Origin of the sequence: Bradyrhizobium genosp. P (assembly GCF_049949265.1) — a bacterium.
Lineage (GTDB): Bacteria > Pseudomonadota > Alphaproteobacteria > Rhizobiales > Xanthobacteraceae > Bradyrhizobium.
Map to the genome: position 1 here is coordinate 4,705,831 of NZ_CP188195.1, position 18,871 is coordinate 4,724,701.

General features: G+C 62.3%; 18 protein-coding genes and 3 tRNA genes. 12 read left to right on the top strand and 9 right to left on the bottom strand.

Annotated features, from left to right (window positions below):
- Window positions 1-170 precede the first annotated feature (170 nt).
- From ACP2YO_RS22760 to lon, 5 genes are all read left to right on the top strand, one after another.
- A tRNA-Leu gene (locus tag ACP2YO_RS22760) sits at window positions 171-255 on the top strand.
- Between the two features lie 161 nt (window positions 256-416).
- Window positions 417-1,778, top strand: coding sequence for a trigger factor (gene tig, locus ACP2YO_RS22765; RefSeq protein WP_426442802.1), 1,362 nt, complete (start codon window positions 417-419; stop codon window positions 1,776-1,778).
- A 239-nt stretch (window positions 1,779-2,017) separates the two neighbouring features.
- Window positions 2,018-2,653, top strand: coding sequence for an ATP-dependent Clp protease proteolytic subunit (locus ACP2YO_RS22770; RefSeq protein WP_426442803.1), 636 nt, complete (start codon window positions 2,018-2,020; stop codon window positions 2,651-2,653).
- A gap of 441 nt (window positions 2,654-3,094) precedes the next feature.
- On the top strand, window positions 3,095-4,369 hold the full coding sequence (gene clpX / locus ACP2YO_RS22775) for an ATP-dependent Clp protease ATP-binding subunit ClpX (protein WP_426442804.1): 1,275 nt from the start codon (window positions 3,095-3,097) through the stop codon (window positions 4,367-4,369).
- A gap of 301 nt (window positions 4,370-4,670) precedes the next feature.
- Window positions 4,671-7,097 (top strand): endopeptidase La, encoded by a 2,427-nt coding sequence (gene lon, locus ACP2YO_RS22780; RefSeq protein WP_426442805.1) that lies wholly within the window; start codon window positions 4,671-4,673, stop codon window positions 7,095-7,097.
- 21 nt (window positions 7,098-7,118) lie between these two features.
- Here lon and ACP2YO_RS22785 read toward each other — a convergent pair whose 3' ends face one another.
- Both ACP2YO_RS22785 and ACP2YO_RS22790 read right to left on the bottom strand, forming a co-directional pair.
- A complete protein-coding gene (locus ACP2YO_RS22785) occupies window positions 7,119-8,363 on the bottom strand; it encodes an MFS transporter (RefSeq protein WP_426442806.1) in 1,245 nt (414 codons plus the stop codon).
- A 1-nt stretch (window position 8,364) separates the two neighbouring features.
- Window positions 8,365-9,033 carry a GntR family transcriptional regulator gene (locus tag ACP2YO_RS22790; protein WP_426442807.1) on the bottom strand — a complete coding sequence of 223 codons (669 nt, stop codon included), beginning with the start codon at window positions 9,031-9,033 and terminating at the stop codon, window positions 8,365-8,367.
- 199 nt (window positions 9,034-9,232) lie between these two features.
- Here ACP2YO_RS22790 and ACP2YO_RS22795 point away from each other — a divergent pair.
- The 3 genes from ACP2YO_RS22795 (at window position 9,233) to ACP2YO_RS22805 (ending at window position 10,716) form a co-directional block, all read left to right on the top strand.
- Window positions 9,233-9,309: transfer RNA gene (locus ACP2YO_RS22795), tRNA-Val, on the top strand.
- 210 nt (window positions 9,310-9,519) lie between these two features.
- Complete coding sequence (locus ACP2YO_RS22800; RefSeq protein ID WP_426442808.1) at window positions 9,520-9,846, top strand: hypothetical protein; 327 nt, start codon at window positions 9,520-9,522, stop codon at window positions 9,844-9,846.
- Between the two features lie 12 nt (window positions 9,847-9,858).
- Window positions 9,859-10,716, top strand: a complete 858-nt coding sequence (locus ACP2YO_RS22805; protein ID WP_426442809.1) for a class I SAM-dependent methyltransferase — start codon at window positions 9,859-9,861, stop codon at window positions 10,714-10,716.
- Window positions 10,717-10,720: 4 nt separating this feature from the next.
- On the opposite strand, the gene pepT is transcribed toward ACP2YO_RS22805, so the two are convergent.
- A complete protein-coding gene (gene pepT, locus ACP2YO_RS22810) occupies window positions 10,721-11,977 on the bottom strand; it encodes a peptidase T (protein ID WP_426442810.1) in 1,257 nt (418 codons plus the stop codon).
- A 185-nt stretch (window positions 11,978-12,162) separates the two neighbouring features.
- Window positions 12,163-12,462, bottom strand: a complete 300-nt coding sequence (locus ACP2YO_RS22815) for an HU family DNA-binding protein (protein ID WP_426442811.1) — start codon at window positions 12,460-12,462, stop codon at window positions 12,163-12,165.
- A gap of 327 nt (window positions 12,463-12,789) precedes the next feature.
- Between ACP2YO_RS22815 and ACP2YO_RS22820 the strand changes: the two genes are divergently transcribed.
- Together ACP2YO_RS22820 and ACP2YO_RS22825 are read left to right on the top strand one after the other, a co-directional pair.
- Window positions 12,790-12,866, top strand: a tRNA-Asp gene (locus ACP2YO_RS22820).
- A 732-nt stretch (window positions 12,867-13,598) separates the two neighbouring features.
- A complete protein-coding gene (locus tag ACP2YO_RS22825; protein WP_426442812.1) occupies window positions 13,599-13,859 on the top strand; it encodes a DUF6894 family protein in 261 nt (86 codons plus the stop codon).
- A 118-nt stretch (window positions 13,860-13,977) separates the two neighbouring features.
- On the opposite strand, the gene ACP2YO_RS22830 is transcribed toward ACP2YO_RS22825, so the two are convergent.
- Window positions 13,978-14,784, bottom strand: coding sequence for a transglutaminase-like domain-containing protein (locus tag ACP2YO_RS22830; protein WP_426442813.1), 807 nt, complete (start codon window positions 14,782-14,784; stop codon window positions 13,978-13,980).
- A gap of 196 nt (window positions 14,785-14,980) precedes the next feature.
- On the opposite strand from ACP2YO_RS22830, the gene ACP2YO_RS22835 reads away from it, so the two are divergent.
- Together ACP2YO_RS22835 and ACP2YO_RS22840 are read left to right on the top strand one after the other, a co-directional pair.
- A complete protein-coding gene (locus ACP2YO_RS22835) occupies window positions 14,981-15,250 on the top strand; it encodes a hypothetical protein (RefSeq protein WP_426442814.1) in 270 nt (89 codons plus the stop codon).
- Window positions 15,247-15,474 (top strand): hypothetical protein, encoded by a 228-nt coding sequence (locus tag ACP2YO_RS22840; protein WP_426442815.1) that lies wholly within the window; start codon window positions 15,247-15,249, stop codon window positions 15,472-15,474. The genes ACP2YO_RS22835 and ACP2YO_RS22840 overlap by 4 nt, the downstream gene beginning before the upstream one ends.
- Window positions 15,475-16,112: 638 nt before the next feature.
- Here the strand turns inward: ACP2YO_RS22840 and ACP2YO_RS22845 are convergent.
- From ACP2YO_RS22845 to ACP2YO_RS22860, 4 genes are all read right to left on the bottom strand, one after another.
- Window positions 16,113-16,280 (bottom strand): hypothetical protein, encoded by a 168-nt coding sequence (locus tag ACP2YO_RS22845; protein WP_426442816.1) that lies wholly within the window; start codon window positions 16,278-16,280, stop codon window positions 16,113-16,115.
- Between the two features lie 37 nt (window positions 16,281-16,317).
- Window positions 16,318-16,518, bottom strand: coding sequence for a hypothetical protein (locus tag ACP2YO_RS22850; RefSeq protein WP_426442817.1), 201 nt, complete (start codon window positions 16,516-16,518; stop codon window positions 16,318-16,320).
- Window positions 16,519-16,623: 105 nt separating this feature from the next.
- The gene (locus ACP2YO_RS22855; RefSeq protein ID WP_426442818.1) at window positions 16,624-17,253 is read right to left on the bottom strand and encodes a haloacid dehalogenase-like hydrolase; all 630 of its coding nucleotides are present in this window, start codon (window positions 17,251-17,253) and stop codon (window positions 16,624-16,626) included.
- Entirely contained in the window at window positions 17,246-18,871 is a 1,626-nt protein-coding gene (locus ACP2YO_RS22860; RefSeq protein WP_426442819.1) for a hypothetical protein, read from the bottom strand. The genes ACP2YO_RS22855 and ACP2YO_RS22860 overlap by 8 nt, the downstream gene beginning before the upstream one ends.

An 18,871-nucleotide genomic window follows, 5' to 3' on the forward strand; every position in this document is an offset into this window, starting at 1 on the left:
TGTTATAAGCCCGCCGCAACGATCACGTTTATGGTTTGGCCGCGGGGGCGGCCAAACCATAAACGTGATCGATTCCATTAGGTTGGAGCATGATTGGCCGCCCGAAAAACCGCAGAGCACTTTTCGGCAATCATGCTCAGGCACCGCGGCCGGATTTGGATGCTTTTCACGCGGGCGTGGCGGAACTGGTAGACGCGCTGGATTTAGGTTCCAGTGACGAAAGTTGTGGGGGTTCGAGTCCCTCCGCCCGCACCAAGCGCTTACCGCGTTTGCATGACAATTCCTTGGCGAACCTTGAGCCCTCAACGGGCCGCGGGTTCGCCGAACCACCGGCGCCAGCCTGTTTGGCCGTGCGTCGACTTGATTGAACACTGCCACGGCCGTGCGGCCGCCGGCGAAAGCGGAAGAAGATTGATATGCAGGTCACCGAGACCCTCAACGAGGGATTGAAGCACGAGTTCAAGATCAACGTCCCCGCATCCGATCTCGATGCCAAGGCGGGCGCCAAGCTGGTCGACCTCAAGGACAAGGTCCGTCTCAACGGCTTCCGTCCCGGCAAGGTCCCGGTGGCGCATCTGAAGAAGATCTACGGTCGCTCGGTCATGGCCGAGACCATCGATCAGACCATCCGCGACACCAACACACAGATTTTCACTGACCGCGGCTTCCGCCTCGCCGGCGAGCCGAAGATCACGATGCCGACCGAGGAGAAGGAGGTCGAGGAGCTGCTGTCCGGCAAGACCGACCTGACCTATACGGTCGCGATCGAAATCGTGCCGCAGATCCAGCTCGCCGATTTCAAGACCTTCTCAGTCGAGAAGCCGGTGGTCGATGTCTCCGACGCCGACGTCGACGACGCCATCAAGCGCATCGCCGAGGGCAGCCGCCCGTACAGTGCCAAGGCCGAGGGCGCCAAGGCGGAGAAGGGTGACCGCGTCACCATCAGCTTCAAGGGCACGATCAACGGTGAGCCGTTCGAGGGCGGCACGGGCGAGAACATCCAGGTGGTGATCGGCACCGGACAGTTCATCCCCGGTTTTGAAGACGAGCTGATCGGTATTGGCACAGGCGAGACAAAGACGCTGAAGGTCGGCTTCCCGAAGAACTATCTCAATGACAAGCTCGCCGGCCAGCCGGCCGAGTTCGAAACCACCGCAAGCCTGATCGAAGTGCCCGGTGAAACCACGATCGACGACGACTTCGCCAAATCGCTCGGCCTGGAATCGCTCGACAAGCTGAAGGAAGCCGCGCGCGAGCGGCTGTCGTCCGAATTCGCCGGCGCCACCCGCCAGCGCGTCAAGCGCGCGCTGCTCGACAAGCTCGACGAGAGCCACAAGTTCGAGGCTCCGCAGTCGCTGGTCGCCGAAGAGTTCAACCTGATGTGGAACTCGATCAAGTCCGAGATGGAATCCTCGAACAAGACTTTCGCCGACGAGAACACTACCGAAGAGGCCGCCAAGGAAGAGTACCAGAAGATCGCCGATCGCCGGGTCCGCCTCGGCCTCGTGCTGTCGGAGATCGGCGAGAAGAACAAGATTACCGTGACCGAGGACGAGGTCGGCCGCGCCGTGATCGAACGCGCCCGCCAGGTGCCCGGCCGCGAGAAGGAAGTCTGGGACTATTACCGCAGCAACGCCCAGGCGTTGGCCCAGCTTCGTGCCCCGATCTACGAGGACAAGGTGGTCGACTTCATCCTGGAGCTCGCCCAGGTGACCGAGAAGAAGGTCACCAAGGATGAGCTGTTTAGGGATGAAGACGCAGAGAAAACTGCCGCTTGATTGCGGCACCTCGCGTTAATGATGAACCGCGAAAGCGTGGTCAGCGAGGCCTGCCTCGGCTGGCCGCGTTTGAGCAAATCGGTTTGAACTTCGCCTTGAATTTCGCCTTGAACCTCGACCTGCCCAGATGGCTAGGCCGATACCGGCCTTGTCGGCCGGAAATTGGTCTATATCTGGATTGACGCTGAGTCCCATTCTGCATCACCCCTAACGAACCCTCTAACCTCTGGGTTGTCCCAATGCGCGATCCCGTTGAAACCTACATGAACCTCGTACCGATGGTCGTCGAGCAGACCAATCGCGGTGAACGCGCCTACGACATTTTCTCGCGCCTGCTGAAAGAGCGCATCATCTTCGTCACCGGTCCGGTGGAAGACGGCATGTCGACGCTGACCGTGGCGCAGCTGCTGTTCCTCGAGGCCGAGAATCCGAAGAAGGAAATCTCGATGTACATCAACTCGCCGGGCGGCGTGGTGACGTCGGGCCTTGCGATCTACGACACGATGCAGTTCATTCGCCCGCCGGTGTCGACGCTGTGCACGGGGCAGGCGGCTTCAATGGGTTCGCTGCTGCTGGCGGCCGGCCATAAGGACATGCGCTTCTCGCTGCCGAACTCGCGCATCATGGTGCATCAGCCGTCCGGCGGCTTCCAGGGCCAGGCCACCGACATCATGCTGCACGCGCAGGAGATCCTGAATCTCAAGAAGCGCCTCAACGAGATCTATGTGAAGCACACCGGCCAGACCTACAAGGCGATCGAGGACGCGCTCGAGCGCGACAAGTTCCTCACCGCCGACGATGCGAAGACATTCGGCCTCGTCGACAAGGTCATCGACAAGCGTCCGGAAGACCCGTCGTCGGCAAAGGCCGCGTAATCAACGGGGCGATCCCATGGCGTCGGTGTGATCTCCACATTGACGCCTCACATAACCGGCAAGCAGGGCGCAGGCGGCAACCGCCTATGCCCGCGCACGGGCGGAAAGTTCCTCTTTCGTGCTCACCGGGGCGGAGTGGTAATCTCGCAACGATTCGTGGATTTCGACGCGTATTCCACGTGCGAATGCTGGAAATCACGGTATTGTCACGGTCTTGAGCAGGCCGCCCGATTAGCGAATTCTTGATAGTCGGGTGCCAGCATGGTTGGCTGTGATGCATCGGCTATGATCGCGGAGATTCGAAACCACCGTGATTCGCATGGTGAGTATTGCGTAGGGTCTTTTTTGGTACGAAATTTGCTCTATCTACCCTTTAGCCCGGTCTTGTGCCGGAACGGGGCGATCTGGCAAACGAGATCGAACGGCGGACGGAGATAATGAATGAGTAAGGTCGGCACGAGCGACTCCAAGAACACGCTATATTGCTCGTTCTGCGGCAAGAGCCAGCATGAAGTCCGCAAGCTGATTGCAGGACCGACCGTCTTCATCTGCGACGAATGCGTTGAACTCTGCATGGACATCATCCGCGAGGAGAACAAGTCCTCGCTGGTCAAGTCGCGCGACGGCATCCCGACGCCGAAGGAAATCTGCAAGGTGCTGGACGATTACGTGATCGGCCAGAGCCACGCCAAGAAGGTGCTGTCGGTCGCTGTCCACAATCACTACAAGCGGCTCAACCACCAGACCAAGCACAACGACGTCGAGCTGGCGAAGTCCAACATCCTGCTGATCGGTCCGACCGGTTCGGGCAAGACGCTGCTCGCCCAGACGCTGGCCCGCATCCTTGACGTTCCCTTTACCATGGCCGATGCGACGACGCTCACCGAGGCCGGCTACGTCGGCGAGGACGTCGAGAACATCATCCTGAAGCTGCTGCAGGCCGCCGACTACAATGTCGAGCGCGCGCAGCGCGGCATCGTCTATATCGACGAAATCGACAAGATCAGCCGCAAGTCGGACAATCCCTCGATCACCCGCGACGTGTCGGGCGAGGGCGTCCAGCAGGCGCTGTTGAAGATCATGGAAGGCACCGTGGCCTCGGTCCCGCCGCAGGGCGGCCGCAAGCATCCGCAGCAGGAATTCCTGCAGGTGGATACCACCAACATCCTGTTCATCTGCGGCGGCGCCTTCTCCGGGTTGGAGAAGATCATCTCCGCGCGCGGACGTTCGACCTCGATCGGTTTCGCGGCGCAGGTGCTCGCGCCTGAGGATCGCCGCACCGGCGAGATCTTCCGTCACGTTGAGCCCGAGGATCTGCTGAAGTACGGCCTGATCCCGGAATTCGTCGGCCGTCTGCCTGTGGTGGCGACCCTGGAAGACCTCGACGAGGTCTCGCTCAAGAAGATCCTGACCGATCCGAAGAACGCGCTGGTGAAGCAGTACCAGCGGCTGTTCGAGATGGAGAATATCGAGCTGACCTTCGCCGACGAGGCGCTTGGTGCGGTTGCCCGCAGGGCGATCGAGCGCAAGACAGGCGCGCGCGGTCTGCGATCGATCCTGGAGAGCATCCTGCTCGAGACCATGTTCGACCTTCCGGGCCTCGAAGGCGTCGAGGAAGTCGTGATCTCGCGCGAAGTGGTCGAGGGAACGGCACGTCCGCTCTACATCTACGCGGATCGTTCCGACCGCGCCGTCGAGAGCAGCGCGAGCGCGTAAAACGCGCTCGTCTCGATCTGCCAAAAACGCACGGCTGCCGGTCGTTCCGGCGGCCGCTTTGGCACAGCAGCAACTTCCTGTTTAGCCTGAATTTTCCGGCCTTTCTCCGTACTTGACACCCCTATATCCGATAGCCACCTAATGCTGTCGGCGGCGGTCCTCATGCGTTGAGATTCGTCGCTTCACGATGCGGGAAAAGTGGCTGCTGACAGCTTTCTGATTCCACATCATCAAGGCACCTTGTGGCGGTTGCGCGAGCAGGCGGGCTGCGTGCAAGGGGGCACAACAAAAGGAATAGGCCATGACGACTTCAAAACCCCGGCCAACGATCGTTCACGGCGAGAGCCACTCCTACCCGGTGCTGCCGCTCCGCGACATCGTCGTCTTCCCGCATATGATTGTGCCGCTGTTCGTCGGCCGCGAGAAATCGATCCGCGCGCTCGAAGAAGTGATGAAGAACGACGCGCTGATCATGCTCGCGACGCAGAAGAACGCGTCCGACGATGATCCGGCACCCGATTCGATTTACGAGACCGGCACGCTTGCCAGCGTGCTGCAGCTCTTGAAGCTTCCCGACGGTACCGTGAAGGTGCTGGTCGAAGGGCTCGAGCGCGCGCGCGTCGAGAAATATTCCGATCGCGCCGAATATTACGAGGCAACCGCGGTCGCGCTTGCCGACACCGACGGCAGCTCAGTCGAGGCCGAGGCGCTGGGGCGCTCGGTCGTGTCCGACTTCGAGAGCTATGTGAAGCTGAACAAGAAGATCTCCGCCGAAGTCGTCGGCGTGGTTCAGGCGATCACTGATTTCGCCAAGCTCGGCGATACCGTGGCCTCGCATCTCGCGGTCAAGATCGCCGATCGGCAAGCCATCCTGGAGACGTTGTCCGTCACGCAGCGCCTGGAGAAGGTGCTCGGCCTGATGGAGAGCGAGATCTCGGTGCTGCAGGTCGAGAAGCGCATCCGCTCGCGCGTCAAGCGCCAGATGGAGAAGACCCAGCGCGAATATTACCTGAACGAGCAGATGAAGGCGATCCAGAAGGAGCTCGGCGACGACGAAGGTCGCGACGAACTGGCCGATCTGGAGGAGAAGATCTCCAAGACCAAGCTGTCCAAGGAAGCACGCGAGAAGGCGCAGCACGAATTGAAGAAGCTGCGCCAGATGTCGCCGATGTCCGCGGAAGCGACCGTCGTGCGCAACTATCTGGATTGGCTGCTGTCGATCCCGTGGAGCAAGAAGTCCAAGGTCAAGAAGGACCTCGAGGCCGCGCAGGCGGTGCTGGACAACGATCATTACGGGCTCGAGAAGGTCAAGGACCGCATCGTCGAATATCTCGCGGTGCAGTCGCGCGCCAACAAGCTGACCGGACCGATCCTCTGCCTGGTCGGGCCTCCCGGCGTCGGCAAGACCTCACTCGGCAAGTCGATCGCGAAGGCGACGGGCCGCGAGTTCGTGCGCGTCTCGCTCGGCGGCGTGCGTGACGAAGCAGAGATCCGCGGTCATCGCCGCACCTATATCGGCTCGATGCCCGGCAAGATCATCCAGTCGATGCGCAAGGCGAAGACCTCGAATCCGCTGTTCCTGCTGGACGAGATCGACAAGATGGGCGCCGATTTCCGCGGCGATCCGTCATCGGCGCTGCTTGAGGTGCTGGACCCCGAACAGAACTCGACCTTCAACGACCACTATCTGGAGGTCGACTACGACCTGTCCAACGTGATGTTCATCACGACCGCGAATACGCTGAATATTCCGGGCCCGCTGATGGACCGCATGGAGATCATCCGGATCGCCGGCTACACCGAGAACGAGAAGGTCGAGATCGCGCGCAAGCATTTGATCCCGAGCGCGATCGCCAAGCACGGCCTCGACTCCAAGGAATGGTCGATCGACGACGATGCGCTGCTGTTGATGATCCGCCGCTACACCCGCGAAGCGGGCGTGCGTAACCTGGAGCGTGAGCTCTCCACACTGGCCCGCAAGGCGGTGAAGGAGCTGATGATCTCCAAGAAGAAGTCGGTCAAGGTCACCGAGAAGAACATCGAGGAGTTCCTCGGTGTTCCGAAGTACCGCTATGGCGAGATCGATGATGAGGACCAGGTCGGTATCGTGACGGGCCTGGCCTGGACCGATGTCGGCGGCGAGTTGCTCACGATCGAAGGCGTCATGATGCCCGGCAAGGGCAAGATGACGGTCACGGGCAATCTGCGTGACGTGATGAAGGAGTCGATCTCGGCGGCGGCGTCCTACGTCCGCTCGCGTGCGATCGTCTATGGCATCGAGCCGCCGCTGTTCGATCGCCGCGACATCCACGTTCACGTGCCTGAAGGCGCAACCCCGAAGGACGGTCCGTCGGCGGGCGTCGCGATGGCCACCGCGATCATCTCGGTCATGACCGGCATTCCGGTTCGCCATGATCTCGCGATGACCGGCGAGATCACGCTGCGCGGCCGCGTGCTGCCGATCGGTGGCCTCAAGGAGAAGCTGCTGGCTGCCGCGCGCGGCGGCATCAAGACGGTGCTGATCCCCGAGGACAACGCCAAGGATCTCACGGAGATTTCCGATGCGATCAAGGGCGGCATGGAGATCATCCCGGTCTCGCGGCTGGATGCGGTCGTCGCGAAGGCGCTGGTTCGCCCACCGACGCCGATCGTCTGGGAAGAGGACACCAAGGTCGACGTCAAGCCCGACGCTTCGGATGAAGCGGCAGGCGGCCTGACGGCGCACTGAGCAAACACAAGTCGAAAGTGATCAAACGGCGCCTTCGGGCGCCGTTTGTCTTTTCTCGATGACGAAATTGGCGATCGCGCCCGCGGCCATCAGGACGCTCGTCCCCAGGAAGACGGCGCGCATGCCGATATGGCCGCCGATAAATCCTCCCGTGAGAGGACCGATCACCTGACCTGCGTATTGCGCGGATACCGAGTAACCAAGCATGCGGCCGGTGACGGCATCCGGCACGTTGTGGCGGATGACGCTGGCGATGCACGGCAGCAAGCCGCCCAGCGCCAGGCCCATCAGGAAGCGGAGCAGGATGAGTTGCCAGCCACTCGTCACGAACGCCTGCGGGATCAACAGCACTGCTGAGACCGCAAGGCAGACGATGATGATCCGCCAGTGGCCGACGCGATCGGCGAGCTTGCCGAGGTGAGACGAGGACAGCAGACTGCCGAACGCCGCCGCCGACATCACGAGACCGGCCACGAACGTGACCTGTGGTGCGTCGACCAGCTGGGCGACATAGACCGTGATGATCGGCTCGATCGACATATTGGCGATCATCAGCAGCAGGCCGGTCACCCACATCGCGGCCACCGGGCGCTTGTCGGGAACCAGCGCCCAGCCGCCGCGCGATTTGCTGCCGCGCGCGCCTTGCGGCCGGGTCCCCTCGCGGATCAGGAAAGTCGTGCCGAGGAAGGTGAGGAAGATGATGCCGCCGGACAGGAAAAAGGTCGAGCGGATGCCGATCAGGGGCGGCAGGATGCCGCCGATCAGCGGACCAACCAGGCTGCCGGCCATGATGCCGGCGGACAGCACGCCGATCGCCCAGCCGGAGCGGGCCTTCGGAGTCTGGGAGGCAACCAGCACGGTCGAGCCTGAGGCGTAGCCGCCGAGCAGGCCGGTCAACAGCCGGAGCCCGACCAGTTCATAGACACTATGCGCCATGCCGATCAGCGACATCGCAACTGCCATGCCGAGGCTGGCGCGGATCAGCATCAGCTTGCGGCCGTAGCGGTCGGCGAGCCGTCCCCATAGCGGCGCCGTCAGTGCGGCGGTGAAGAAGGTCGCGCCATAGGCGACGCCCGACCACTGCACGATCGCGGCATGGTCGGTGACGCCGAGCTGCTCGACATAGATCGGCAGGAACGGCAGCAGCAGCGTCATCCCCACGATCGTGGTGAAGGAGCCGAACACGCAAACGATCAGGTTTCGCTTCCAGGGCCCTTCGTCGAGGGCGGCTTCGCGGTCGATCACGGTGTCCAAGTCCATGTCCATGTCAGCGCAGTCCGATGACGGCGAAGCCGCGCGCCCGCAAACCCCGGCGATCCTCATTCAGTGAGCGGAGCAGCCGATCGCGGGTGTCGCTGATGTGGTCGGCCGCTTCGCGTGCCGCGGAATCCGGATCGTTGTTCCTGATGAAGCCGAGAATGCGCCGGTGCTCGCGCCAGGCCTGCTCGCGCGACGGCTCGGTCCACACCTCGAGCCAGCGCGCCCGCGACAGTCGGGTCATCGCGCCCTCGAGCGCCTTGACGATGAACGGGTTGCCCGAGAGGCGCGCGATCTCGACATGGAAATCGGAACCGACGCGGTGCCATTCCTCGCGCGGCGCGCCTGACTGGCAGGCATCCAGCATCCCTTCGATACCGGCGAGGTCGGCCTCACCAGCCCGCGCGCACGCCAGGCGCACGGCAGTCGTCTCCAGCGCCACGCGGAACTCGGCGAGCGCCTCCAACTCGCCGAGATCGATCGGCGCCACGATCCAGTTGCGGCCGTCACGACGCACCAGCTCTTCGCCCTCCAGCCGCACCAACGCCGCACGGATCGGCGTGCGCGAGCCCTCGAACTGGCTCTCCAGCCATCGCTCCGTCAGCCGCTCGCCGGGGCCGAGGTCGAGCGAGAGGATCATCTCGCGGAGTTGGTCATGGATCTGAAGCATCTGCGACATGGCGGTCTCGGGAGCGGAAAATCCAATCTTGGCCCGTCCACATATCCCGATTTGGTATCCCAAACAAGGCATACTTGGGATACCGAAATAGCATGCATCGACTCAAATGGTCGGGCTGCATGGCAGAGGACCGTTGTGATGGATTGAGGCAGGCGACCTTGCGCCATCAGGGCCGGCGAGGCTAAAGAGGCGCAGGTAAGGGCGGCTAGCTCAGCTGGTTAGAGCATCTCGTTTACACCGAGAGGGTCGGCGGTTCGAATCCGTCGCCGCCTACCAGCCTTTGCACCCGGCGGGCTTCGGCTGGGCCAGCCTTCGCGGCGGTTTCACTACAGATGCGCGTTCACAGGGCGAAGGCTGTCTCGCCGAAGTTCGAAGAGCGAAGGCGGACCGATGCAAATCCCCATCGCCCTCCCTGCGCGACGTAGTGCCGATTGGCGTCGATGTTGGCGCGATGATATGTTCGGCGCACAACCGGGAACTCGATCCATGCGCAAAATTGTCGTCGCCCTCTTCATTGCCCTGATCGCAGGGTCTGCCTCGATCGTCCGTCCTGCCTTCGCGCAGGAAGAGCACGTTAAGGGGTATCGCCAGGAGGATCCGGAGAAGACGCCGGCCCAGCTGGAAGCCGACAAGCAGGCCGCGCGCGCCTATCAGCGCTCGCTCAACAATGTGCCGGACCAGAAGCAGGCCGATCCGTGGGGGATCGCCCGTGGCGATGACGGAGCGAAGAAAGCTGCTACGCCAGCCAAGCCTGCGATGAAGTCATCCAAGGCCAAGACCGTCACGACAAACTCCGGCCGCTCGACAAACTAGCAGAGAGTTTCGATGGACACCGCGCAAGCCCACGAGCGAAACGCCGACCAGATCGCCTATTGGAACGGACCGGGCGGCCAGCGCTGGGCCGACCGTCAGGCAGTGCAGGACATCGTGCTGCAACCCGTGCTTGATGCACTGCTCGATCGCGCGCAGCCGAAAGCCGGCGAGCATGTTCTCGATGTCGGCTGCGGCAGCGGCGCCTCGACGAAGGCATTCGCGAACAAAGTCGGGCCGTCGGGCCGCCTGTTCGGCATCGACGTGTCGGGGCCGATGCTGGAGCGGGCGCGGCAGAGCACGCCGAAAGATGCGCCGGTCGACTATGCGCTGGCGGATGCCACCGTCTATCCGTTCGATCCGGCAGGTTTCGATCTGCTCGCCTCGCGCTTCGGCGTGATGTTCTTTGCCGAGCCGGCGGTCTCCTTCGCCAATCTGCGCAAGGCGCTGAAGTCTTCGGGACGGCTCGCCTTCGCCTGCTGGCAGGAGCCGCGCGTCAATCCGTTTTTCATGGCGCCGCTGCAAGCGGTCTACAAGCACGTGCCGAAGCTGCCGCAACTCGGCCCGGAGGATCCCGGTCCGTTTTCGTTCGCATCGGAAGCGCGCGTGAAGCGGATCCTGGGCGAGGCCGGATTTGCAGGCATCGCCATGGAGCCGTGCGCGCTCGAGCTCGATATCGCGATTGGTCGCGGCATCGACGCCGCGATCCAGGGCGCGCTCGAAATCGGCCCGGCGAGCCGCGCGCTGGAGGGCCACCCGGCCGACGTGCGCGATGCCGCGGTCAGCTCGATGCGCGAAGCGCTGGCGCAGTATGCGAAGGGCGACTCCGTGCGGCTGCCGGCTGCGATCTGGATCGTGACGGCGCGGGCCTGAGGACTTACGCCCGTTCTTCCCAGATCATGGCCAGGTGCACGATGGTCTGCACCGCCCTTTCCATGTCCTGCCGGCTCACCCATTCCAGCCGCGAATGGAAGGCGTGCTCGCCCGCAAAAATGTTGGGGCAGGGTAGGCCCATGAACGACAGCCGCGAACCGTCCGTGCCGCCGCGGATCGAGCTCTTCACCGGCGTCAGGCCGGCGCGCTGGATCGCCTCGATCGCATAAGCGACGATCTCGGGGTGGCGGTCGATCACCTGCTTCATGTTGCGGTATTGCTGCTTGACCTCCATGCGCCAGGTCGAGCGCGGATACGCGGTCATGACATCCTTCACGATGGCTTCCAGCAGGGCTTCCTTCTGCTTCAACCCGTCCTCGGTGAAGTCGCGCACGATGAGGTCGATCCGCGCCGTCTCCAGCGCGCCCGAGATCGCAACCGGATGCAGAAAGCCTTCCCGGCCTTCGGTGGTCTCGGGCGAGCAGGTGTCCTTCGGAAGCCGGTCGACGATCGCAGCCGCGATCTTGATCGCGTGCTCCATCTTGCCCTTGGCAAAGCCCGGATGGGTGGCGACGCCTTCGATAACGATGCTGGCGCCGTCGGCGGAGAAGGTTTCGTCCTCGATATGGCCGGCACTCTCGCCGTCCATGGTGTAGCCGAAATCGGCGCCGAGCTTCTTGATGTCGACCTTGTCGACGCCGCGGCCGATTTCCTCGTCCGGCGTGAACAGGATCTTGATGGTGCCGTGCTTCACCTGCGGATTGTTGATCAGGAAGTGCGCCGCATCCATGATCTCGGCGAGGCCGGCCTTGTTGTCGGCCCCCAGCAGGGTGGTGCCGTCTGATGTGATGATGTCGTTGCCGATCTGGTCGGCCAGCGCCTCATGCTCGGCGGCGCGGATCACCTGCGAAGGATCGGCCGGCAGCACGATATCGCCGCCACGATAGTTGCTCACGATGTGCGGCTTGACGTCCTTGCCGGTGCAGTCGGGCGAGGTGTCCATGTGCGAGCAGAAACAAATCACCGGCACCTTCTTGTCGGTGCTGGCCGGGATCGTCGCGTAGACATAGCCGTGCGCGTCGAGATGGGCATCGGATACCCCCATCGCCTGCAACTCGGCGACCAGCAGGCGGCCGAGATTCTTCTGCTTCTCGGTCGAGGGGCAGGTCGGCGATTCGGGATCGGACTGGGTGTCGATCACGACATAGCGCAGGAATCGCTCGGTGACGGTGTGCTTGAAGTCGAGAGCCGGTGCTAGCATGAAGACCGCGCAAGGTGGGAGGCGTAGCGTTTTCGAGCGAAGTAAATCCGGTTCGCGGGAAGACAACGCGTCAAAACGAAAATCAGGAGGCTCTATAACAGAAAAGCGCCACTCCGGGACCGCGTCGCGAGCCGGAATGGCGCCTCAGTCCAATAAAGCGCCTCAGTCCAATAAAGAAAGGCGGATCAGACCGCTTCCTTGAGTTCCTTGGACGCGCGGAAGGCGACCTTCTTGCTGGCCTTGATGTGAATCTGCTCGCCGGTGGCGGGGTTGCGGCCCATGCGGGCTGCGCGCTTGCGGACCTGAAGGATGCCGAGGCCGACGATCCTGATACGCTCGCCCTTCTTCAGGTGCTTGGTGATCCGGCCGACCATGTCGGTCAGGATCGCCTCGGCCTGCTTCTTGGACAATTCCTGCTCCTCGGCGATCGCCGCCGCCAGGTGCTTCAGCGTGATCGTCGCCGGGGTCGCTGCTTTCTTCGCCATGTGTGGCCTTCCTCGTTGAATGGCTGGATGGGTGCTTTCGCGCGAATGGCAAGCCCGTTCGCGCTAGGAAACTGCGTCCGGAAGAGTCCTTAAACCACGAGTTATAATAGGGGTAGCGCCGGTCCGGTGTCAGGAAACCCAGACGTATCAGGGCTTATTTGATTCGAGGCTTTGCTGACACCGCTGTTTTGCCTGAAAACAGGCCACAATTTGCATCGGCGTCGCAAAAATGCCTGCCCTATCAGGACATTTGCAACCTCCTTGACTAACCGGATGCAGGCCTTTATGCCCTCGGTTCTGCGCGGATCAACCTCGTGATCGCCATCCGCGGGAGTAGCTCAGTTGGTTAGAGCGCCGCCCTGTCACGGCGGAGGCCGCGGGTTCGAGTCCCGTCTCTCGCGCCATTTATTCTCACTAAATTTCAATATCCTAGCCGGGTAACCTGCTTGGGTTCCGGACCTTATAAGTGTCACAAGGCGCGCGACTGTGGCACTTTTGGACGTCCTTTGTGCGCTTCAGTACTGCCTGTTTTATCCCCGGTGGCCTAGTTTGATTTTGACAGTGGCCTGAATTGAAACCTAAACGGCCGGTCTCTAATTTAGTTGGGTATGGACGAGCAGTGGTCCGAAACGCTCCGATGTGCGACTTGTCGTAAGACTGGCATGGTCAGCCTGACGCAGGAGGCGCGCGCGGAGATACCGACGGTCAACGCTATCGCGGACGGCTTCAAGGTCGTGCCGACTAGGTTTGGACCAGTGTTCTACTGCGCGGATTGCGACGCGCCCGTGCAGCCGTAAGGCCGCCTCCGTTCTTGAAGCGAACCTTTTCACGGAACCTTGCGTGTACCTGAAACTTAAGTCCCCGTTCCAGACTGGAACCGAAAAGGGGAAGTGCATGGAACGTCGCCGGCTGAAGCACGATCTCTCATTGGAAGAGCGGCTAACGATTGAAGCCGGAGAGCTGCGAGATCGGGCCAAGAATATGCCGCCCTGCGTCGAGCGTGAAGCCTTGATCCGACGCGCACGGCAGAATGAAGCCGCCGCCCAAATGTCGGATTGGCTGGCATCGCCGGGCCTGCAACCGCCTGAGTAAAGTTCAGGAACCAAAAGCTAGCTAGCGGTAGCTTTTCTAAATCCATGCCGCGCTATTACTTTCACGTCTTCCACGAAGACATAGAGCCCGACGATGAGGGCGAAGAATTGCCCGATAAGCACGCCGCGGTGGTCGGTTCGCGCTACAATTTTGCGGCTGCCTCTGTCGCGGACGGACTTCTTCAACGGAATCGGACCCAAAGCGGACACGGGCTTGCAAAAAGCTTGGAGGACTATTTGCCGGCCGTGAGGCGACGAACCCCGGATGCGGTGAGGCCAAGTTCACCGAGCCGTCTTAGCGCATAGCCCAGCCCGACTAGGCGCTCCCAATGTAACTGGGGTATTTCGCGCTGCGCATCGCCTTTGGCGACCTCGCGCAGGGACTCGAATTCGTCTGAGCTTAAAGCCGGAAGATGATCTGTGGTCATAACGCCTCGTCAGTCCAGACCTTGAAGCTTACCAGCGTGTTCGGCCCGAAGGTCTGAGTGATCGGGACATCGGAGGCATCGCGCCCCTGTGCGATCAGCACGCGGCCAATTCGGGGCACATTGTTGCGCGGATCGAACATGTGCCAGCGCCCGGCGAGATAGGCTTCGAACCAGCCGGCGAAATCACCTGCCGCCCATGGCAGTGGTGTCCCGATGTCGCTGAGATACCCCGTGCAATAGCGCGCCGGGATGTTCATGCAGCGGCAGAACGTGATCGCGAGGTGGGCATAGTCGCGGCATACGCCTTTGCCTTCGCTATAAGCCTCCCATGCCGTCTTGGTGGCGCGGGCGTGCTCATAGCCGAACGCGATATGATGGTGGACGAAGTCGCAAATCGCCTGCACCCGCGACCAGCCGGGCGGCGTGTTCTCGAACAGCTTCCAGGCGATGTCCGACAGACGATCGGTCTCGCAGTAGCGGCTGCCGAGCAGGTAAACCAGCGTATCCGGCGGCAGATCTTCAACCGGATGCTGAACGGCCGATGCAAACACGGGATCTGGCAGGCCGCTGTCGTTGATGACGCCATCGGCGGCCAGCCGCATGTGGCCGGCGGGAGCGACAATGCGGCTGCACCAGTTGCCGAACATGTCACGGTACGGCGTGATCGGCACCGAAGGGCTGGTGGTGAGATGATCCGGGATAATGATGTCGGACGCGCGGGTGAAGTGCGTCCCCAACACCATGATCATGGGTACCGGTTGCGGAAATTCGTAGTGCATTTCGAATCCCACACGCAGCTTCATTCGAAATACTTTCCCTGAAATCCACCCTCGAAATGGCTACGAAGCCGCGGAATACAAGGCGTTGCGCCACGTTGGCCGCCATGTCGGATCAAATGCGCGCATTCCCCGAGAAAACAATAGCTAATTGACGGAAAAGCGCGCAGGGTCGCTAGATGTCCGAACATGTTGACGTGTCCAAGCGCAGAAGCGCCGGTCTATGACGACGCGTACGCGACGGGAAACAGTTCATTTCAAGCACTCCTTCCGGATCAAGGGCATCGATCGCTTGCTGCCGCCTGGCGGTTACGAGATCGTCACGGACGAAGAGATGATCGAAGGCCTGTCGTTTCCAAGCTTTCGTCGCGTCGCCACCATGATCATGGTGCCTGGCGCGCCGCCGCGCCAATCCTCGATCGAAATGTTCTCAATCAGTGCGATCGCTCTGTCGGATGCGCAGCGCATCGATGCGGGTGCACCGCATGAATGACAATCCGATCGATCTCAACAAACATAAAAGAAAGCACCCCAATGCAAAATCTCTCGCCGCGCCACGTGAAAATCGAAGAGTCGCTCCGGCTGGGCGTCACGTCCGGCTGGTACTCGACCAAGGTCAGCGGCACTTTCGTTTCCGGCCCGCATGATTCCGAAGCAGATTGCCTTCGCAAGATCGCGGAGATCGACCCGTCGCCGGCTAAACTCAGGAAGCCGTGAAGTTGAGTGGCGAGTCCAGATGACACCGAAAACGATCGCACCGAAAATGGCCGACCATGGACCGTCCGAGGTGTTAACCACCAACCCGGCGGGGCGACCTGTCACACTCTGACAAGGCCAAACATGACGGTCCGTCTCCTTGAAGTATCTGTTGAATCTATCGAGCCAACTCGGTGGAGATGGCTTGTGCTTGACAGCGCAAATGAGATCGCCAGCGGCTACGAGACATCGAGGGAGACGGCTCAGGTCAAAGGCGATACCGCACTATTCGAACTTCTATCGGAACTGCCAGACGAACCCGGCGACCGCTGACGCAAATTGAGGACGGTCTATTACAACGATATTTTCGGCAAAGAGCGAACCACGAATTTCAGCTTCCGGATATCGGTTTTCAACGAGCGAACACTATCGTTCTGGGACACCGCCACCCCGCCACCCCGCAACATTGCAAACGGGTTTCACGCCAAGGCCGGATTTACGTTCCCGGTTTTAGCAGTGTCACAAGAGACGTCAGTGTGACACTTTCGGCCGCCCTGTCACGGCGGGGGCCGCGGGTTCGAGTCCCGTCTCTCGCGCCATTCATTTCAAGCACTTAGTCTAGCTGACCTGATGGCGCCGCTTTGGCGGCTCACACGCTCTCACGCAAAAAAAGCGGCGATCGCGGCGAGGTCGGATTGGACCGGAGTTCCGCCGCGCAGATTGGCGTCGATGACGCGGCGGCAGGCGTCGACCGTTTGGGTGTCGCCCAACTCGTTGGCGGCCTCGAGGATCGACCAGACCGTGTCCATCGGGATGTCGCTCGTCATGGCGGCTTTCGGGTCTGACAGCATCTGGCGAACGGGGCTAGAATTCGTAGAGGTCGTGGCCGCGCCGCGCCAGGACGTGCAGGTCGGCGACCGTGCCGCGCGCCGCGCTGCATCGGCGGCATTCGATGACTGTGTCGTCGGATGCGTGCGCCGGATCGGCCACCTTGATCGACAGGCTGCCGCAATCGGTGCAGACGATCTTGAAGCCGCTGGAAACGGTTTGCTGCTGCAAATTCATTGTGGCCTTCGCCTCTGTTGACGCTGACCTTAGGAAACAATTTTTAAAACTGGGGTCGCGGAGCGGTTCGCAATCGACTGACCGCCTTAAGCTGTCCTTAAGATATCAAATCGGCGGCCGGTCCGGCAGATGCAGGATCGGCTTTCCGAGCGCCTGCGCCGCGGTACGCACAGCTTCCTTCGCATTGACGGTCACGATGCCGGCGGCGTGCGCCCAGACCGCCAGATCGGATTTGCTGTCGCCGGCGTAGATAAAGCCTTGTGGAAAACTCCGCCGCAGCAGGGCGGCCTTGTTTGAGCCCTTGAGATTGTGCTCGCCGTCGGAGGCGAACACCTGGTCGATGTAGGGCAATAGCGCGGCGAGCTGGCCCGCAAGCACGGCGTCGGCCGCGGTCGCCAGCACGACGCGGCGGCCGGCGGCCTTCTCGCGCTGGGCCAGCGCCACGACGTCGCGATGGAATGCGATGCGATCCCAGTCGATCTGGTGACGCAGAGCGAACTGGCGCTTCAGCGCGGCCCGGCCGCGCAACAGCCATGCGGCGCAGGAGAGCGCGACCAGCGGATTGTGGGGCAGGATCGAGAACAAGCTCTTGTAGAGCAGGTCGCCCTTGATCAGCGTGCCGTCGAGGTCGAGCACCAGCGGCATGGTCCGGGGCAGGCCGAACATTGGGTCGGTTTTGCCGGACTCTGACCGGCGCTGCAAATCCCTGTCGGCGTCGAGGCAGAGTTCAGTCATGCGCGGCGCTCAGTTGGGTCGACACCTTGCAGACATTGATCTCGCGGGCCCCGGTGTCGGTGGTCCTGCAATCGCCATAGCCGAACCGGTTCGCGAACGCGGCGCCGTCTTCATCGGAGGCCGACACGATCAGCACCTGCGGTGCGCCGCGATTGGCGGCGCGGAATTTCACGACCGAGGCAGCGTCCGGCGCATCCTGCCAGTCCGGCGTGGCGCGCATGAAGTCGCGCGCCTCGACATATTGCAGCGGGAAATAGCCGAAATAGCGCGTCGATGGCAGCGGTGACGACAGGCCGACGCCATGGCCAGCGAGTGCCGCGGTCTGCGCGGCATGCAGGGTCGGGCGGATGCGCCAGGCGAACAGATGGCTGTCGCGCTGCGCGATCAAATCGGCATTGGCAAAGGTCTGGCCGGGATTGGCGCGCCCGGCGGCGAGCTCGCTCTCCAGCACCGGTGCCCAGCTCTTGTAGGCAATGGCCCGCACTGCCGTCTGTCCGACCAGGCCGGACAGCGCCGCCAGGCAGAGCGCGCGCACCAGTGCCTGCGCCGGCTGCCGGCTTGCGATCGCCAGCACGATGGCGAGCCCGCTATAGGGTGCAAGCCGTTCCGAGAGCAGCGCAGCTCCGAGCTTGAGATTGAGCAGCGATAGTCCGACCACGAGGACAAAGAAGGCAGGCCACAGCAGGTCGCCCGAACGGAAGCGTTGCAGCGCTGCAAAGCCTGCGACCACAAGCGCGCCGAACACGGGCGCGAGTGCCACCACTTCCCACCAGGTGAAGGTGAAGAGATAGGTCGCAGCCACGATGCGACGGATGATCTGGGCGATGCCGCCTTCGGTGCTGGCCGTCTCGCCGGGAATGTTCTGATAGGCGAGCAGGAAGCTTGCGATCAGAACCAGGACTGGCAGCGCCGATGCCGCGGCCCAGGCGCCGTCGATCAGCAGCCGCCGTGTCGCCGCCTTTGCGCCGGCCCGCTCGAATACATCGATGGCCCGCGCGATGCCGTCGGCGGCGAGCAGCAGACAGGCGGCCACGACTGACGTGATGTGGGTCAAATAGAGCGCGGCCAGGAACAGCGCGGTCGCGATGAAGGCGAGTGTGTCGCGGCGTGCGCCCAGATTGCGCCAGAAGCTCGCGAACAGCAGGAACAGCGGGAGGCCAAGTGCGAAATTGTAGAAGCCCCAATGGATGAAGACGCCGAAGGCGATCGGCAGCAACAGCAGCGCCGGCAGCAGCGGCCGCTCGGTCTCGGCGCGGCTCGCCACGAAGGCCGCGACGATCCAGAGCAGGCCGTAGAGGCTGAGGAACAGGCTGTTGGCGACGAGCGCATCGCCGGTCAGCCGGATCAGCCCGGCGAGCAGGAGATAGATCGCCGAGTTAGGTTCGATCCGCGGATTCCACTGGTAGAACGACGCGGCCGGCTCCTGCAATGCACCGCCCCAGCCGAAGCGGGCGATCAAGTCGGCCTGCGCCAGGTGCACCGGCCCGTCCTGGGTCGGCACCAGCTTGACCAGCCAGATCGGGCCATCCAGCAGCACGAGCAGGCCTGCGAACAGCAGGACTGCGGTGAGGACGCCGAGATTGGCTTTCGGCGTGTCGAACGGTGCTGCGATCGACAT